Consider the following 17,800-nt stretch of genomic DNA (forward strand, 5'->3'; position numbering starts at 1 on the left):
CGCATGCTGCGGCCGGCAGAACTCCTTCGAAAGGGTGAAGCGTAAGTAATGGAACCGATCCGGGTCCTGCTGGCTGATGACCAGGCCCTGCTGCGGGCGGGCTTTGCCATGATGCTCTCCGTGGAGGACGAAATCGAGGTGGTGGGCCAAGCCGCCAACGGCGCCGAAGCCGTGGACTTTGCCGCGGCACACCCCGTCGACATCATCCTCATGGACGTGCAGATGCCGGTCCTGGACGGGATCCGGGCCACCGAGCAGGTAGTGCGGGCCGGCACCGCGAAGGTCATCATCCTCACCACCTTTGAACGCGACGACTACCTTTTTGATGCCATCAGCGCCGGTGCCAGCGGCTTCCTGCTGAAGAACTCCGACCCGGACGATCTGGTGGCAGCGGTCCACGCCGTCGCCGGCGGCCACGCCCTGCTGGCACCGGAAATGACGGTGCGGGTCATCGAACGCTTCGCCCGGCAGCTGCACGCAGAGGCTGCCGGCGCGGCTGCCCGGCCAAACGGCCACCCAACCGCTGCCCCGGCCACCGCCGTCGGAACCCGCCCGCCGTCGGGGTCCGCCCAGCAGCAGAAACTGCTGGACTCGCTGACCTCCCGTGAGCGCGAAGTGCTCGTGAATGTTGCCGCTGGCCGGAGCAACGCCGAGATCGCTGCGGGCATGTTCGTGGCCGAGGCGACGGTCAAGACCCATGTCTCCAATCTGCTGGGCAAGATCCAGGTCCGGGACCGGGTGCAGGCTGTGGTGTTCGCCTATGAGTCCGGCCTCATCCTCCCGGGGGACAAGCCGGCCGCCGGCTGACCCGGAAAGGTTCCATCCCGCGGCCGATCCGCCGTGCTGCTCTTCTGCCTAAGCTCGAAGCAGAAGTTCATCACTAGGCCCGGCCTCTTCCGGGGAAGGAGCAGCACATGCTGCAGGTCCGCAATCTCACCCGACGCTTCGGGGACAAAACCGCCGTCGACGACGTCACGTTCGACATTCCGTCCGGCCGCATGACCGGCTTCGTGGGTGCAAACGGCGCCGGTAAAACCACCACCATGCGCATGATCATGGGAGTCCTGACCGCCACAGCCGGCGAAGTGCTGCTGGACGGGTCCCCCGTGACCGCTGCGCAGCGCGCACAGTTCGGGTACATGCCCGAAGAGCGCGGCCTCTACCCCAAGCAGCCCATCATCGACCAGCTGGTCTACCTCGGCCAGCTGCACCGGATGAGCCAGTCCTCGGCCCGCCGTGAGGCAATGGAACTGCTGGACCGTTTTAATCTGGCAGACCGGAGCAAGGACAAGCTCGAATCGCTTTCCCTGGGCAACCAGCAGCGCGTGCAGATCGCCGCCTCGCTGCTGCACCGGCCCACCGCCCTGATCCTGGACGAACCGTTCTCCGGACTGGATCCGATCGCCGTCGACTCCATGGTGGAACTGCTGCGCGAACGGACCGCCGCCGGTGTGCCGGTCCTGTTCTCCAGCCACCAGCTGGACCTGGTGGACCGGCTCTGCGACAACCTCGTGGTCCTGCAGGCCGGCCGCCTGATGGCCGCCGGCACCGGCGACGAGCTGCGCGCCACGGCACCCCGCCGCCACCGCATCACGGTCTCCCCCGACGCCGGCTGGCTGCGCGAGGAAACCGGACTCACCGTCATCGACGTCGCCGGTCCGTCCGCACTGGTGGAGTTCGACGACGACGCCCACGCCCAGCGCACCCTGGCCGCCGCCCTGTCCCGCGGCACGGTGCAGGAATTCGCCCCCATCCGTCCGTCCCTGAGCGACATCTACCGTGAGGTGACAGCATGAGCACCGCAACCCGAACCCCCGTGGCAAAGCCCGGGCAAGCTCCGGAAACCCCTGACAACACGCCCGCCTGGGCCATCGTTACCTTGCGCGAAGTCATGGTCAAGATGCGCGACCGCACCTACCTGCTCTCGACCCTGGTGACCCTGCTGCTGATCGTGGGCGGCGTCCTCTTTAACGCCTACATGTCCTCGCGCGGTTCGGACCATACGGTGGCCGTGGCAGATTCCGCCGCCGCCGAAATCATCACCGCTGCCGACGCCGCCGGACAGGAGGACGGCGGGAACACCTCCTTCGAAGCCGTCACGGCAGACTCCCCCGAGGCAGCCCTGCAGCTGGTCAACAATGAAGAGGCGGACGCGGCACTGATCCAGGGAGATGACGGCAGCTGGACCCTGACCGGAAAGGCCGAGATCGGTTCCGGGATCCGCGGGCCGGTTTCCGAGGCCCTGACAAGCTATGTCATCAGTGCCAACGCCGCAGCGGCCGGCACGACGGCGGCGGAACTGACCGCCGGCAGCGAGCTGGAAGAAGCGCTGCTGGAAGGCGACGCCGAGCAGGCCGGAATCGCCGCCGCCGTCGGCTTCGCGTTCAGCTTCCTCTTCTATATGGCCACCATCATTTTCGGTCTGGCGATCGCCACCTCCGTGCTGGAGGAGAAGCAGAACCGGGTGGTGGAAATCCTGGCTACCGCCATTCCCATCCGCCAGCTCCTTTACGGCAAGGTGATCGGCAATACCGTCCTGGCCGTGGTGCAGCTGGCACTGTACGGCGGGGCAGCCCTGCTGGCGCTGAACCTGACCGGAACAGCGGACATGGTGGGCTCCATCATTCCGGTGTCCGGCTGGTTCCTGGTCTTCTTCCTCGTCGGGTTCCTGATCCTTGCCGCCGGCTGGGCAATGCTCGGGGCCATGGCCAGCCGGTCCGAGGACCTGAACAGCAGTTCCACCCCGGTCATGGCAATCATCTTCGCCGCCCTGTTTGCCGGGATGTTTGCCAAGGGACAGCTGCTGGTCGTCGCCTCGTTCGTGCCGGTGATTTCCTCCGTGGCGATGCCCGTCCGGATGCTCGGCTCGGAGGTGCCGCTGTGGCAGACCTTCGCCTCGCTGGCCATTGCGCTGGCCGCGGCCTACGCGCTGCTGGGCTTTGGCGCCAAGATCTACCGACGGGCCGTTCTGCAGAGCGGAGGCTCGCTGACGCTGCGCAAGGCCATGAAGCTGGAGCAGTAGCCCCGGCGGGAGCATCACAGTGGCAGGCGGGGAGCATCGGCTCCCCGCCTGTTTCGTTTGTGCTGCAGTCAGTCCGAATACTGCCGGCGCAGTTCGGCCTTGCGGATCTTTCCGCTCGCCGTGCGGGGAAAGTCCTCGACCATCGTCACCGTGCGCGGCACTTTGTACCGGGCCAGGCGGCCGAAGAGGTGTTCCTGCACTTCTTCGGCCGTCAGTGCGTATCCCGGCCGCAGGCTGATGACCGCGCGGGGGACTTCGCCCCATCTGCTGTCCGGCACCCCGATCACCGCAACGGCAGCCACGGCCTCCAGCTCCGCAATGGCCTGCTCGACCTCGGCCGGATAAATGTTCTCCCCGCCGGAAATGATCATGTCCTTCAGCCGGTCGGAAATGAACAGGTACCCGTCGTCGTCGAAATAGCCCATATCCCCGGACCGGAACCAGGCGTCCTCGGCATAGGCTTCCGCGGTGGCGTCGGGCCGGTTCCAATAGGAGCGGATGACGTTGGGTCCGGAAATCTGGATCTCCCCCACCTCTCCCGCCGGGAGGACGCCGCCGTCCGGACCCGTGATCCGAACGTCGGTGAAGAAGTGCGGCAATCCGGCGGAACCTGCCTTTTCCCTGGATCGGGCGGCCGGAAGCGCAGTGGCGCCCGGGGCCGTTTCAGTCATTCCGTAACCGTTGGAGAAGGACAGGCCGCGGGCTTCATAGGCTTCCAGGACCCGCAGGGGCACTGCGGATCCGCCGCAGGTGATGGTGGTCAGCGAGCTGATGTCCCGCTTGTCCCAGTCCGGATGTTCGCACAGCATCTGGTACGTGGTGGGCACGCCGCTGATGTAGGTAGCTCCATACTGTTCAATCGCGGCGAGCGTGCGGCCCGGTTCGAACCTGGTTTCCAGCACCACCGTGCCGCCCTTGAGGAGCACCGGCAGCACGCCCATGTCCAGGGACGCGACGTGGAACATCGGGGAGATCATCAGTGCGACCTCCGTCCCGGACACGTCGTAGTCGACCAGCACGTTGTAGCAGTTCCAGGCCAGGTTGGAGTGGGACAGCAGGGCGCCTTTGGGCCGGCCGGTGGTGCCGGAGGTGTAGAGGATCATCGCCCCGTCCTCTGCCCCGACCGGCAGGTCCAGCCGGTCCGGGGGCGCTCCGGCTATCACGGCGTCGAAGTCGGACACATGTTCTCCGCCCGATCCGGCCGGATCGTCCGCGTCGGGCGCCGCCGGGGCGTCGGCCACGGCGCCGTCGGCCACGGCGCCGTCGGCCACCTCCAGCCGCACCGCCACCGATGTGCCCGCTGACCCCAGCTGCGCCAGCCGGGCGAGCGCACCGGTGTACACCAGCACCGAGCTGCCCGAATCCTGCAGCGCGAACTGAATCTCGGGCGGCGCCAGCCGGGTGTTCAACGGAACAAAGACGGCGCCCAGCGTACCGGCGGCAAAAAACGTCTCCAGGAATGCGGGATGGTTATCGCCGAGGAAAGCCACCCGGGAACCGTGCTCCACCCCGGAGGCACGCAGTGCCTGTGCCAGCCGGTTGATGCGCTCGTCCAGCTCCGTGTAGCTGATGCCCCTGCCCTGGAAGACCAGTGCCGTCCGGCCGGCGGACTTCAGGCGCCGGCGGTGTATCCATGATCCCAGCCCCTGATTCTCCATGGCACTACTGCACCGTCATCGCATCGACGTCCGGTTCCTTTGCCACAAACTCGTACTTCAGCATAAGTGCGCCCAGGTCATCCAGCTCGTCGCTTCGGAGTTCGCCGTCGAACTCCTCCATCTTGAGGTTCTCGGCGATTGCCGCGTCCATCCCCATGAACGTCGGAAGGGTGGCGCGGACGCCGTCGACGTCGCCCTGCGCCTGGGTGAGCGTTTCGGTGACGGCCTCCTTGAAGGCCGTGACGGTTTCCTCGTTTTCCTCCGCATACCGGCCGGAGGTAAACGTGACCATCGTGGGCATCCCGGGGATCGCCTCCTGGTTCGGATAACCCACCAGGACGTAGTCGGGATTGGCCAGGGCGCGGCTCAGGAAAGGCTCCGGCAGCCAGATCGCGTCTGTATTGCCTCGCTCGAGCGCGGCTTCCATATCCTGGAACGGCAGTTCGTTGAAGTTGATCTGCTCCGGATCGGCGCCGGCCAGGGCGGCGCTTTCCATGATGGTCAGATCGCCCTGGGTATTGACCGCGTTGACGGTGGTGGTTTTGCCTTCCAGATCGGCGAAGGACGTGATCCCGGAGTCGGCGCGGGCCACCACACCGTTGATGTCGTTGCCTTCTGCGAGGGAATTGGAATACCCGGACACGATCTTCATATCCAGCCCTTTGTCCTTGGCCACCATGACCGACAGCGGGTTACCCACGGCAAAATGGATGTCGCCGGTGGAGACCGCCGGCAGCATGGCTGCCCCGCCGGTGCCGCGCTGGAGCTCGATTTCCAGCCCGTGCTTCTCGAAAATGCCTTCGTCGATGCCGTACTGCATGGCCGAGGACGGCGCGATGGACAACACCCCCACCACCACCTGCTGAAGTTCACCGCTGCCGGAACTTTCGCTGCCCGACGGCGACGACTCGGCGTCTGATCCGGCAGTCGAACCGGAGCAGCCGGTCAGTGCCAGTGCCAGCAGAACTCCGCCTGCCGCAGCAGTGGACAGTTTCCTGGTGATCGTGTTCCTCATGACCTACCTCTTCATTGTGGTGGTAAGAGTGGTGCCCTGGCCGTTACCCGGACGGGGATTCCCTGAACCCGTGCCGGTGGCTGGCTCCATGTCACCCCGGATCGTTGAGAATGTCAACAGTATTTGTTCCTGGATACCGGCAGCGACCCAGGGAGGGCACAAAAAACCGGTGCGGCGGTCCGCAAAGCAGACCACCGCACCGGCGCTCGAACTGTGGCCGCCGCAACGCCCGTCCCAACGCCCGACGGCGGCGGGGGCGGCGAGGGCGGCGGGGTGTGAGCCTAGATCCCCTTTTGCATCAGGGCCGCCAGGGAGCGGAACCTTTCGTTCTGTTCCAGGTCGTCCAGCAGCACCGCTTCGCCGTCGGGACCGCAGAGGGGAATCCGCCAGTTCGGGTACTCATCGGCGGTCCCCGGCTGGTTCTGGGTCTTTTTCTCGCCCACCAGGTCGGCCAGGGCCACGCCGAGAAGCACCGACGGCGTCTGCAGGATGAATTCGTGCAGTGCCTCCACCGTCTGCTGCACTTCTTCGCCGTGCATCTGGCCGGCCACCTGGCCGGAGGCGGATTCGGGCAGCAGCCCGCGCTGCCGGAGCGCATCCAGGACGGCTTCCTGCCCCTCGCTGTCCGCCTTCCGTTCTTCCTCCACCGGACGGTTGAGCAGGCCAAGGGACTCGCGCAGGTTCACGTGTTCACCGGCCAGATAACCGGCCGTCGGCGGGAGGTCGTGGGTGTTCACGCTGGTCAGGGCACCCACCCGGTATTCCTCCGGATCGCGCGGGCCGTCCTCGGTCTGCTCGAACCACAGGATGGAGGTGCCCAGCACCCCGCGCTCCCCGAGGTACTCCTGGACCCACGGCTCAAAGACGCCCAGGTCCTCACCAATGACGACGGCGCCGGCCCGCTGCGCTTCCAGCGCGAGGATGCCGATCATCGCCTCATGGTCGTAGTAGACATACGCACCCTCGCCCGGGGATCCGGCGCCCTGCGGGATCCACCAGAGCCGGAACAGGCCCAGGATGTGGTCCACCCGGATGCCGCCGGCGTGCCGGAGGATGGTGCGGATCATGTCCCGGTAGGCGGCGTAGCCGGAGTCGGCCAGCCGTCCGGGGTGCCACGGCGGCTGGCTCCAGTCCTGGCCGCGCTGGTTGAACATGTCCGGCGGCGCGCCGACGGAGATGCCGGACGTCAGCACGTCGCGGAGCATCCACGCATCGGCACCGCTGGGGTGCACGCCCACGGCGAGGTCGTGGATCACGCCGATCCCCATGCCTGCCTTCTTCGCTGCCAGCTGCACACCCTCCAGCTGTTCGTCGCAGATCCACTGCAGCCACTTGTAGAAGTCGATGCGTTCCTGCAGACGGGGCAGCTGGCGGATCACGTAGTCGCTGTCCGGGCCGGTGGCTTCGGCCCATTCCGGTGCGCCGGGGGCCAGTTCCTCGGCCAGGGCGCACCAGCGGGCGAAGTTCTCCAGGCCCTGACCAGCGTCGGCCTTGAAGGCGTCGAACTGTTTCTGCCGGCTCGGGCTGCGTTCCACCTGGTACACGTCCTGCAGGACGCGCAGCTTGGCCGCGTAGCTGGCGTTGCGGTCCAGTTCCGCCGCGGAGGTGTTCGCCGGGTACAGGGATCGGGCCGCCTCTTCAGCGGCCTGCCGCTGGCCGTCGGTCAGGTACGCGTATTCCGGCACGGCTTCCACCCGGATGTACAGCGGGTTGAAGAACCGCCGGGTGGTGGGAAGGTACGGGGACGGCTCAATCGGCGGAACGGGTTCCGCGGCGTGCAGCGGGTTGATCAGGACAAACCCGGCGTCGTAATCCGTGCCGGCGACGGCGGCGAGATCCGCCAGGTCGGTAAGGTCTCCGATCCCCCAGGACCGGGAAGAGCGGACCGAGTAGAGCTGGGCCTGCACACCCCAGGCGCGATCCGTTTCCAGTTTGTCCGCGGTGTCGAGCCGGTCGGGGGTGACCACCAGAACGGCACTGGCGGAGATGCCGCCGCTTGCCGCTTCAAGCCGGTGCCAGCCCAGCTCCAGCCCCTCGGGCAGGGGAACCAGGGTGCGTGCCACGGCCGAGCCGTCGATCTCCCGTTCCTCCTCGGGCTGTTCCGGCCAGGCGAGTTCCTGTTCTGAGCCGTCTTCCAGCCGCAGGGTCAGTTTCGCTGTGCTGCCCGGCGGCAGGTGGACGGGCACGCTGCCGGGCTTGCCTTGGCGCACGACGGCGGTCGGCGGCAGCGTGCGCTTCCAGGCGGCTGCCTTTGACTCTGCGAGGGACCGTTCCAGGTCCTGTTCCGATTCGACGGCCAGGCCCAGTGCGGAGAGGACGCTGCGCAGCGTGGAGTCGGATACCTGCTGCTCGGAACCGTCCCAGCCGGTGAAGGTGGTGGCTACCTTGTGAAAGTCGGCAAGCTGGCGGAGGAGGCCGGCGGCGTCCGGATCAGGGCGGGCGGACGGGGCTTTTGGCTTTTCACTCATGGAACCAATCTATGGCCCGCAGGACGCCGCCGCACCTTCTTCCATCGCTGGCAGCGAACGTCCCGCTAGGGGCGTTCCTGCGTCAGGCGCCAGTTGTCTTGGAACTCCGGATGGTCCTCGTGCACGGCGGCGAGGGCGGACAGCGCCAGCCGGGTCCACTCCAGCTCCTCACGGAACTGGGGATCGTCGTCGGGGTCCACGATCATGCGTGAGAGGGCATGGCGGCGCGCACCTCCGATGATCTCGATGAGCATGAGCTTGGTTTCGCATTCCTTCAGCAGCCTCTCCTCATACCAGCGGTCGGAGAGCGAAACGTCGGAAGATGCCAGTAGTTTGCGGGCCTCGGAGATGTCTTCTTGGAAACGCGTGACCAGGAAATCCACGATATCCATGGCCGAATCCTACCCGGCGTACTGCCCGCCGGTCAGTGGTCCATGCGCGAACGGGAATATTTAACGGCCATGCGCTGGTTAGTGTAAGTATCAACTAATTGAGGAGATGCCTTTTGCCGGTAGCCAATACCAACTCCCCCGCAACGACAGCACGTGCCAAGCGCGTGCGAAGCATCCGTTCCCTCCGTCGCGGAGACATCGTTGAAGCACGCAGCGGCGGAACCACCTATTTCCACGGCGAGGTCCAGGACACGGCCCCGGGCCTGTCCACCGTCTGGATCCGCGATGAGTCCACCGGCCTACGGACTGCGGCCAGCATGGACGATTTCAGCCTCTGGAAGCTGTAGCCACACCCCCGCTGCGGAAACCGTTCACCGGTCGATCAGGGCGCCGGCGCTGATGTTCAGCGTTGCGGCGGTCATGCTGGCAGCCCGGTCCGAAGCAGCGAAGGCCGCCGCATAGCCAACATCCTCCAGGGTGGCGGCGCGGCCCAGCATGGTGGAGCGAATCATGGCGTCGGCAATCTCGCCGGCGCCTTCCATGTTTTCCGGCAGGGTTTCCGGGACGCCGCCGCTGCGCAGGGTCACCACCCGGATCCCGTAGCCCCCCAGCTCGCTGGAAAGCTGGCGGCGCATGGACTCCATCGCTTCAAAGGCGGTCTGCAGCCCACCCAGGTACAAACCGGGCACCGGGTCACCCGAGCCGCCGAAGACCAGGATCACCCCCGAGCGCTGGCGCATCATGTGCGCCGCGGCCGTCTGCGAGGTCAGGAAAAAGGTCTGGACGGCGGTGGCGACCGGCCGCAGATAGTCGGCGACGGACATTTCGGCCATAGGCGTTCCCTGCACGTCGCCGTGCTGGATCACGTTCATGGAGATATCGATGCTGCCCGCGGCGGCCGCGACGTCGTCGGCATGTTCGCGAACCGCCCGCTCGTTGGTGGCGTCCAGCAGTGCCGTGTCCACCGTTCCTCCGGCATGCCGGATCCGATCCGCCACGGCCTCGAGCGGCTCCGGCGCGCGTCCTGCGAGGAAGACCCGCGCCCCTTCCCGGGCGAAGGCCTGCGCCACGGCGCCGCCGATGCCTCCGCCGCCGCCGTAGATCACCGCGTTCTTCCCGCTGAGCAGCTGCTCCATGGTCCCGCCTTCCCGGTTGCCCTGCCGGTCCCGGCCCGTCGCCGCCGGCCCTGATGGCTTTCGGTCCCCATCATGGGCCGCTGCCCGGTGAGGACACAATGTCCCCCGCTAAGCCGACGTCGGCCTAGCATGGAGACTACGGCCGGGAGTGATCCACGGCACATGGAATGGAACGGAGCCGCATAAGATGTTCAACCCCCTCACTGTCCAGGAACCGGTGGCGCCCGCCGCACTGCTGTGCGACCGGCACCCCGCTGACTCTGTTGCCTTCACCGTCATTGAGCAGGACCTTTCGTCCACCGACCTGACCTACGGAGAACTCCAGGCGGGCTCCGAGCGGGCCGCGGCGGCCTTCGCCCGGCTGGGGGTGCGACGCGGGGACCGGGTGGCAACCCTGATGGGCAAGAGCGGTGACCTGGTGACGGTGCTGCTGGGCCTGTGGCGCCTGGGCGCCGTCCACGTGCCGCTGTTCACGGCATTTGCCACGCCGGCCATTTCCGTACGCCTGTCCGCCAGCGGTGCCCGACTGGTGGTGGCCGACGAAAACCAGCTGGCCAAGGTGGCGCCCCTCGTGCCGGAGCTGGGCCTGACGGTCCTGGCCGCCGGCGCCGCGGGCGAAGCCGCCGGTGCGGCGGGTGCGGCGGATGCCCTGAACTGGACACAGCTGCTCTCGGCCGAACAGCAGGGAATGCCGGCGGCAGTCCTGGACCCGGAGGAGGTGCTCGTGGAAATCTTCACGTCGGGCACCACCGGCGCACCGAAGGGCGTGACGGTGCCGGTTTCGGCGCTCGAAGCGTTCTCCGCCTACTTCCACTACGGACTGGACGTGCAGGAGGAGGACGTGTTCTGGAACGCCGCCGATCCGGGCTGGGCCTACGGCCTGTATTACGGGATCCTCGCTCCGCTGGCGGCGGGCCGCCGAAACCTGCTGCTGCGCGGCGGCTTCAGCGCGAAGCTGTGCTGGGAGGTGCTGGACCGGTTCCGCGTCACGAACTTCGCCGCGGCGCCCACCATTTTCCGCTCGCTCCGGGCCGAGGCGCCCGACGGCGTCGGCCCCCTGGCACTGCAGCGCGCCTCCAGCGCGGGCGAGCCCCTGGACGCGGAAACCATCAGCTGGGCCACGCGCTGCCTGGGTACCGCCGTGCGGGACCACTACGGGCAGACGGAAATGGGTATGTGCATTGTGAACGGCTGGGAAGACTCGGTGTCCCGCGAAATCCGGCCCGGTTCGATGGGCCACGCCCTGCCCGGCTACCGCACCGAAGTGCTGTCGCTGGAGGAAGACACCGCGGCCGCACCCGGCGAGAAGGGACGGGTGGCCATTGACGTTCCGGCCAGCCCGTTGATGTGGTTCAGCGGGTACACGGACAACCCGGAGAAAACCGCCGAACGTTACAGCAGCGACCGCCGCTGGTACTACACCGGAGACACCGGTTCACGCGATGCCGACGGGTACACCTACTTCTCCGCCCGGGATGACGATGTGATCATCATGGCCGGCTACCGGATCGGCCCGTTCGAGGTCGAATCCGTGCTGGCCACGCATCCGGAGGTAGCGGAGAGTGCCGTGATCGGGGTTCCGGACGAGCTGCGCGGAGAACGGCTGGAGGCCTACGTGGTGCTCCGCTCCGGCTCCGGCTCCCCCGAGCTGGCGGCGGAACTGCAGCAGCTGGTCAAAGCCCAGTATGCCGCCCATGCGTATCCGCGGGCGGTGCACTTTGTGGAGGAGCTGCCAAAAACACCGAGCGGAAAGCTGCAGCGTTTCCTGCTGCGTGCTTCCCGCTCGGCGTCGGATTCCGAACCTCCGGTGAACGCCTAGATCAGCGCATCCGAGAGGAAGTTCGGCGTTCCGAAGCGGTGCGCGGTGATGCTGACCGCCTGCTCATGCAGGAAGGGCAGCAGCTCCAGGCGGCCGGATTCGGTGACGGGCTGGGCGTAGACGGCAATGTCCGGGGTGCCGCCGGTGGCTTCGGCCAGCGCCTGCACGGAGCCGCCGATCAGCCGGATCCGCCCTGACGTCAGCGAAGCAGCGGAAGCCAGCCACGCGGCGTCGTCCTGAACCCGGAACTGCAGTCCGAGTTCGGTCAGCACGGCCCGCAGGCCGGCCGGGAGGTCGACGGCGGTGGACACGCTGACTGCAGATCCGGCGGTCAGCGCAGCGGCCAGGACCCGGACCAGCAGGGCTGCCGGCTGGCCTTCGGCGAGGCGGACGGTCACCGGAACGGGTACGTAGCGGAAGACATTCCGCTCCGCGGACAGGGCGGACACATCCTTGGCGGTCCCGAATTCGCCGTTCCAGGCACGGGCGTCGCTGTTCGCGGCGCGGCGGAGGAACGCGGCGTCGTCGGCGGTGAAGGCCGAGCCTGCGGATTCGGCGGCAGCGACAAGGCGTGCAGCCGGCGCCGCGGCGGGCAGCTCGACGGCGGCCGCGTCGGAAGTGCCGTTTACGGCTTCCCAGTTGCCCAGGCCGATCAGGTAGTTCGGGCCGCCGGCCTTGGTGCCCGCACCCACGGCGGACTTCTTCCAGCCGCCGAACGGCTGGCGGCGGACGATGGCGCCGGTGATGCCGCGGTTCACGTACAGGTTGCCCGCCTGGATGCGGTTTAGCCAGACGTCCATTTCCGCCGGTTCGAGGGAATGCAGCCCGGCGGTGAGGCCGTAGTCGATGTCGTTGGCCATGTCGATGGCCTCTTCGAGGGTCGCGGCGGTCATAACGCCCAGGATCGGGCCGAAGTACTCGGTGCGGTGGTACTCGGAGCCGCGGCGGACACCGGTGCGGATGCCCGGGCTCCACAGCCGGCCGCTTTCATCGAGCTGTTCCGGCTGCAGCAGCCAGGTTTCGCCCTCGCCAAGCTCGGTGAGGCCCTTGAGAAGCTTGCCGGCGGCGGGCTCGATGACCGGGCCCATCTGCGTGGTGGGGTCTTCGGGGTAGCCGACCTTCAGTGACTGGACGGCGTCCACGAGCTGGTTCCGGAAGCGCGCCGACTTGGCCACGGAACCGACCAGGATCACCAGGGAAGCGGCGGAGCACTTCTGCCCGGCGTGCCCGAAGGCGGACGCGGCGACGTCGCGGGCAGCGAGGTCGAAGTCCGCGCTGGGGGTGACGATCACGGTGTTTTTGCCCGAGGTTTCGGCCAGCAGCGGCAGGTCGGGGCGGAAGGAGCGGAACAGTTCGGCGGTCTCGTAACCGCCGGTCAGGATTACGCGGTCCACGGCCGGGTTGGAGATCAGCTGGCGGCCGAGTTCGTTTTCACCCAGCTGGACGAGCTGCAGGACGTCGCGCGGAACGCCGGCTTCCCAGAGCGCTTCCACCATGACCGCACCGCTTCGCGCGGACTGGCGGGCGGGCTTGATGACGACGGCGGACCCGGCAGCCAGGGCGGCGAGGGTCGAGCCGGCCGGGATGGCTACCGGGAAGTTCCACGGCGGGGTGACCACGGTCAGGCGCGCCGGGACGAAGCGGGCGCCCTCCACGTTGTCGAGTTCGCGGGCGAGCTCGGCGTAGTAATGCGCGAAGTCGATGGCTTCGGAAACCTCGGGGTCCGACTGGTCCAGGGTCTTGCCGGTTTCGGCGGCCATGACCTCCATCAGATCGGCGCGGCGTGCCTCGAGGACTTCGCCGGCGCGGTGCAGGACCTCTGCGCGTTCGGCACCGCTGAGTGCACCCCACGCCTTGCCCTTGGTGACCGCGGTGTTGATGACGGCGTCGAGCTCCGCCTCGGTGCCGACGGCGGCAGCGGCCACGGCGGCCTTGCCCAGTTCGGAACCGGGGACGCGGGCGAGGATGCCCCGGCCCCAGGCCTGGTTGGCGGGCAGCGACGGGTCGCTGTCCGGGGTGTTGTCGAAGCTGTCCGTGGCCGCGGCCACGGCGGGAAGGTTGCGGTCCTGCACACGGTGCGGGGCGGGAACGGCGGTGTCCAGGTTCTCCAGCGAGGCCAGGAAACGCAGCTTCTCGCGTTCGAACAATGCCTCGTTGTCGGCCAGTTCGAACACGGCGGACATGAAGTTCTCCGAGCTGGCGCCTTCCTCCAGCCGGCGGATCAGGTACGCGATGGCGACGTCGAATTCAGCGGGGTGCACTACCGGGGTGTAGAGCAGCAGGCTGCCGACGTCGCGGCGCACCACCTCGGCCTGGCCGGCGGCCATGCCCAGCAGCATTTCGAATTCGATGCCGTCCCGCACGCCGCGATCCCCGGCCAGCAGCCAGGCGAACGCGACGTCGAACAGGTTGTGTCCGGCGACGCCGATCCGCACGTTCTTGATGCGGTCCGGGTGCAGGGCGTAGTTGATGACGCGCTTGTAGTTGGTGTCGCTGTCCGCCTTGGTGTGCCAGGTGGCCAGCGGCCAGCCGTGCAGGGAAGCTTCCACCTGTTCCATGGGCAGGTTGGCGCCCTTAACCACGCGGACCTTGATGGCGGCACCGCCGTCGGCGCGGCGAGCGGCAGCGAATTCCTGCAGGCGCATCATGGCCGAGAGGGCGTCCGGGAGGTAGGCCTGGAGCACGATGCCGGCTTCCAGGTCCTTGAACTCGGGCTGCGAGAGGATCCCGGTGAAGACCGCCATGGTCATCTCCAGGTCCTTGTACTCCTCCATGTCCAGGTTGATGAACTTCTTCACCGGGGACTGCGCGGCCCGGCGGAAGAGCGGGGTCAGGGATTCGATGACGTGCTGCACGGCCTCGTTGAAAGCCCATGCGGAGTGCGGCGCCACGGTGGAGGAAACCTTGATGGAGACGTAGTCGACGTCGTCGCGGGCCAGGAGGGCGTGGGTGCCTTCCAGCCGGCGGGCTGCTTCGTGCTGGCCGAGGACGGCCTCGCCGAGGAGGTTCATGTTCAGCCGGGTGTTGTCCTTGCGGATGCCGGCGATGGCCTTGCCCAGCTTCGCGTCCGTGGCATCGACAATCAGGTGCCCGACCATTTCGCGAAGCACCTTGCGGGCGGCTGGAATGACAATCTGCGGGACCACCGGGCCGAGGATGCCGCCGGCGCGCACGGCCGCGCGCATGTACCAGGGCAGGAAGCCGGGGACGCGGGGGGCCAGGGCGGCGAGGTTGCGGGCTGCGACGCGGATGTCTTCGGGGCGCACGACGCCGTCGACGAAGCCGACGGTGAAGCCCAGGCCGTCCGGGTCCTTCAGGACGCCGGCCAGCTGCGCGGCGGAGGCGTCCACGGGGACGGCCGAGGCCTCGGTCAGCCAGCGGCGGACGAGGGCTACGGACTGCTCTGCCAGCCCGGCGCTGGGGGCGGCGTCGGCGCTGGCGCGGTCCTCAAAGGTATCGGTCATGAGTTGGTGCTCTTTTCATCTAACAGGTAGTTATCCCCCAAAGGTACTGACCCAGTATCCGCCTGTTGTTCAATTAGATAAAGCGATCTTTTCCGACCAATACACTTTGGCTCTGCTTACTAATCTGAAAGGTGCCCGCGTGCTCGATATCCGCCGGCTGCGGCTGCTGCGCGAACTCAAGGTCCGGGGCACGCTGGCCTCTGTTGCCGCGGCCCTGAACTTCAGTCCGTCCTCCGTGTCGCAGCAGTTGGCCCTGCTGGAGAACGAGGTAGGGGTGCCCCTGCTGCGCAAGACCGGACGCCGGGTCACCCTCACGCCGCAGGCCGAGATCCTGGTGGACCACGCCGCCGGGATCCTGGACGCCATGGAGCGGGCGGAAGCGGACCTGGCCGAGTCCCTGACCACCGTGGCGGGAACGGTCCGCGTGGCCGTCTTCCAGTCAGCGGCACTGGCCCTGATGCCGGATGCCCTCACCATCCTGGGGCGGGACTATCCCGAGGTGCGGATCGAAATGACCCAGCGCGAACCCGAAACCGCGCTCTATGAAACCTGGGCCCGGGATTTCGACCTGGTGATCGCCGAACAGTACCCCGGGCATGCCGCACCCCGGCATCCCGGCCTTGACCGCGTGCAGCTCACCACGGACGCCATCCAGCTGGCAGTGCCCGCCGATTCCCTGGATGCCGGGGACATCCGCTCCATCGCGGACACCGCTTCCCGCGCCTGGGTCATGGAACCCCGCGGCGCCGCCTCCCGGCACTGGGCAGAGCAGGCGTGCCGGCAGGCCGGGTTCGAGCCGGATGTCCGGTATGAAACGGCTGACCTGCAGGCGCAGATCCGGCTGATCGAGTCCGGCAACGCCGTCGGCCTCATGCCGGAGCTCGTGTGGACCGGCCGCACACCGACGGTCCGGCTCCTGGATCTGCCGGGCCGGCCGCGGCGGACCATCTTCACATCGGTCCGGGAGGCTGGGAGCAGGCGTCCGGCCATTCTCGCGTGCCGGGAGGTTCTGGAGCGGACGGCCCGACTGGTGTCCTAGGTGCGCTCTCTGCCGGTGGGGGGCCTGCCGGTTGGGGGCCTGCCAGCTGGGGGGCCTGCCGGTTGGGGGGGGCTGCCAGCTGGGGGGGCCTGCCAGCTGGGGGGGCCTGCCGGTTGGGAAATCCCCCAGTGCGGGTTCTCCTGCCGTTTTGGGAATCCCTACGTTTTGGGAAATCCCCCAGCGCGGGTTCTTCATCGGCTTGGGAAATCCCTCGGTGTGGTTCTTCTGCGGCTTAGGATTTTCCTGCCGGTTTGGGAAATCCCTCCGCTGCGCAGTGGCAGGGTTTTCCCAAACCGGTCGATTTGACCCAAACCGGAGGGTTTAAGCCGGCGTGTAACCGTGACCGTCGGTGCGCACCGCCTGACCGCCCTACTGCGGTTCCTCCGGGCCGGGGTTCACCCCGGACCAGCTGGCGGCGCCCCCGGAGTTGGGAAAGACGGTTGCCTTCATGGCCCGGTCCCCGGCTACGCCGCCCGGAACGTAGTAGGCCGACAGGTCAGAAACGTTGGGGTCGTACGGCGCGTAAAGTCCCGGCGCCAGTGCAACCACCTGCCCGTCGACGAGCTTGCTGTCGAACCAGGCGGCCACCCGGTAATCCACAGAGGTGGCATTCACGATCAGGGGGTAGCCCGGGAACGCGGCGCTGGCCTCGTCGGCTTTGGACGGGGCAGGCGCAGCAGGTGCCGCCCCGGCGTCGCTGGCTGTGGCCTCATAGGGCGCGCACTGGGCCAGGATCTCCGAAACAGCGTTTCTCCAGGCATAGATATCGAAGTGCCAGGCGGAACCGGAGTCCTCGGCCACCGGCATGGCGCTTTCAATCGGAGCTGACAGCTCCTTGAGCAGGGCATCCATACCCTCCGGGGCGCTGTCGGCAATACCGCGGACTTCCGTGTTGAGCGCGTTTGCACCCGTACCGTCGGAGCCCTCAAAGCCGAACGTTGAACCGTTGTCTTTCACGAAGTAGATAGCCCGGTAGAGGGGGCCGTTACCGTCGGTCCCGAGGAGCTTGCGGCACGTTTCCTCTGCCGAGTCCAGTGCCACCGTTTCGGCGGTTGACCCGGCAGCTGCTGCGGCGGGTGCAGGGGCGGAGGCTGCGGCGGTTGCAGGGGCCGAGGCAGCTTCGGGCTCCGACGCTTCTGCGCTGCAGCCGGTGACGAGCAGCAGGGCCAGGACCGGAATGGCTGCGGTTTTTCTCATGGTTCCCCCGGGACTTCGTAGACAGTTGCCCCAACCTAGCACCTGCACCGGACCGGCCGAGCTTTTGGGTGCCGCTGCAGAGCCGGGCATCGCATTCAGTGTGCAGTAGATGCTGCCTGTTTAACGGCCATCCCGCATCTACTGCACACTCACCGTCGGGGCCGGCGGACTTGCGCCGGGTGCCAGGGTGGGGACCCGGGTCGGGGCGGACGGTGTCCCGCGCGCGCCGGCGGCGGACAGGGGATCCCATCCGGTGGTGCTGTTGGGGCGGACGGTGTCCCACGAGGCAACAGCAGCACCACTCGGTGGGATGCTGTGCCGGCACTCGGGATGCCCAGCCCGCGCAACTCATCAACTGAGCAGTTAACGGGGTTATGGCCGCCGGATACCCCCCCGTTATCTGCGCAGTAGATCCAGGATCCCCGCGCATAGCCCGTTATCTGCTCACTAGATCCGGGTCCCCGGATGACCCCCGGCGCACCCCCTCGTCTGCTCAGTAGCCCCTCCCAGCGGGGCACCGCGACAGTCGCCCCCACACAACAAAACGGCGGACCCCGGAAACCCGGGACCCGCCGTCGTGCGTGTTAATC

General features: G+C 67.5%; 13 protein-coding genes. 6 read left to right on the forward strand and 7 right to left on the reverse strand.

Annotation, left to right across the window (positions count from 1 at the left end; genetic code table 11):
* The first annotated feature begins 48 nt into the window (after positions 1-48).
* The 3 genes from N2K99_RS14515 (at position 49) to N2K99_RS14525 (ending at position 3,022) form a co-directional block, all read left to right on the forward strand.
* Positions 49-807, forward strand: a complete 759-nt coding sequence (locus tag N2K99_RS14515) for a response regulator transcription factor (RefSeq protein ID WP_227919384.1) — start codon at positions 49-51, stop codon at positions 805-807.
* A 107-nt stretch (positions 808-914) separates the two neighbouring features.
* The gene (locus N2K99_RS14520) at positions 915-1,796 is read left to right on the forward strand and encodes an ABC transporter ATP-binding protein (protein ID WP_227919385.1); all 882 of its coding nucleotides are present in this window, start codon (positions 915-917) and stop codon (positions 1,794-1,796) included.
* Positions 1,793-3,022, forward strand: coding sequence for an ABC transporter permease (locus N2K99_RS14525; RefSeq protein WP_227919386.1), 1,230 nt, complete (start codon positions 1,793-1,795; stop codon positions 3,020-3,022). The genes N2K99_RS14520 and N2K99_RS14525 overlap by 4 nt, the downstream gene beginning before the upstream one ends.
* A 68-nt stretch (positions 3,023-3,090) precedes the next feature.
* On the opposite strand, the gene N2K99_RS14530 is transcribed toward N2K99_RS14525, so the two are convergent.
* The 4 genes from N2K99_RS14530 to N2K99_RS14545 all read right to left on the reverse strand — a co-directional run bounded on the left by N2K99_RS14530 (position 3,091) and on the right by N2K99_RS14545 (position 8,555).
* Positions 3,091-4,680, reverse strand: a complete 1,590-nt coding sequence (locus N2K99_RS14530; protein ID WP_227919387.1) for a long-chain fatty acid--CoA ligase — start codon at positions 4,678-4,680, stop codon at positions 3,091-3,093.
* Positions 4,681-4,684: 4 nt separating this feature from the next.
* A complete protein-coding gene (locus N2K99_RS14535; RefSeq protein ID WP_227919388.1) occupies positions 4,685-5,695 on the reverse strand; it encodes an ABC transporter substrate-binding protein in 1,011 nt (336 codons plus the stop codon).
* A 281-nt stretch (positions 5,696-5,976) separates the two neighbouring features.
* A complete protein-coding gene (gene malQ, locus N2K99_RS14540) occupies positions 5,977-8,163 on the reverse strand; it encodes a 4-alpha-glucanotransferase (protein WP_227932886.1) in 2,187 nt (728 codons plus the stop codon).
* A 65-nt stretch (positions 8,164-8,228) separates the two neighbouring features.
* Positions 8,229-8,555, reverse strand: a complete 327-nt coding sequence (locus tag N2K99_RS14545; RefSeq protein WP_227919392.1) for a DUF6221 family protein — start codon at positions 8,553-8,555, stop codon at positions 8,229-8,231.
* Between the two features lie 113 nt (positions 8,556-8,668).
* Here N2K99_RS14545 and N2K99_RS14550 point away from each other — a divergent pair, with 113 nt between their 5' ends.
* The gene (locus tag N2K99_RS14550) at positions 8,669-8,902 is read left to right on the forward strand and encodes a hypothetical protein (RefSeq protein WP_227919396.1); all 234 of its coding nucleotides are present in this window, start codon (positions 8,669-8,671) and stop codon (positions 8,900-8,902) included.
* A 24-nt stretch (positions 8,903-8,926) separates the two neighbouring features.
* Here the strand turns inward: N2K99_RS14550 and N2K99_RS14555 are convergent, their stop codons facing one another.
* A complete protein-coding gene (locus tag N2K99_RS14555) occupies positions 8,927-9,691 on the reverse strand; it encodes an SDR family NAD(P)-dependent oxidoreductase (RefSeq protein WP_227932885.1) in 765 nt (254 codons plus the stop codon).
* A 187-nt stretch (positions 9,692-9,878) separates the two neighbouring features.
* Here N2K99_RS14555 and N2K99_RS14560 point away from each other — a divergent pair, with 187 nt between their 5' ends.
* The gene (locus N2K99_RS14560) at positions 9,879-11,510 is read left to right on the forward strand and encodes an AMP-binding protein (RefSeq protein WP_227932884.1); all 1,632 of its coding nucleotides are present in this window, start codon (positions 9,879-9,881) and stop codon (positions 11,508-11,510) included.
* Here the strand turns inward: N2K99_RS14560 and N2K99_RS14565 are convergent.
* Complete coding sequence (locus N2K99_RS14565) at positions 11,507-14,974, reverse strand: bifunctional proline dehydrogenase/L-glutamate gamma-semialdehyde dehydrogenase (RefSeq protein WP_227932883.1); 3,468 nt, start codon at positions 14,972-14,974, stop codon at positions 11,507-11,509. The two genes, N2K99_RS14560 and N2K99_RS14565, sit on opposite strands and share 4 nt — an antisense overlap.
* Positions 14,975-15,113: 139 nt before the next feature.
* Here N2K99_RS14565 and N2K99_RS14570 point away from each other — a divergent pair, with 139 nt between their 5' ends.
* The gene (locus N2K99_RS14570) at positions 15,114-16,013 is read left to right on the forward strand and encodes a LysR substrate-binding domain-containing protein (protein WP_227919408.1); all 900 of its coding nucleotides are present in this window, start codon (positions 15,114-15,116) and stop codon (positions 16,011-16,013) included.
* 369 nt (positions 16,014-16,382) lie between these two features.
* On the opposite strand, the gene N2K99_RS14575 is transcribed toward N2K99_RS14570, so the two are convergent.
* Complete coding sequence (locus N2K99_RS14575; RefSeq protein WP_227932882.1) at positions 16,383-17,210, reverse strand: hypothetical protein; 828 nt, start codon at positions 17,208-17,210, stop codon at positions 16,383-16,385.
* Positions 17,211-17,800: the final 590 nt, after the last annotated feature.

Source organism: Arthrobacter sp. zg-Y1110 (genome assembly GCF_025244865.1).
In the GTDB taxonomy this organism is placed as follows: domain Bacteria; phylum Actinomycetota; class Actinomycetes; order Actinomycetales; family Micrococcaceae; genus Arthrobacter_B.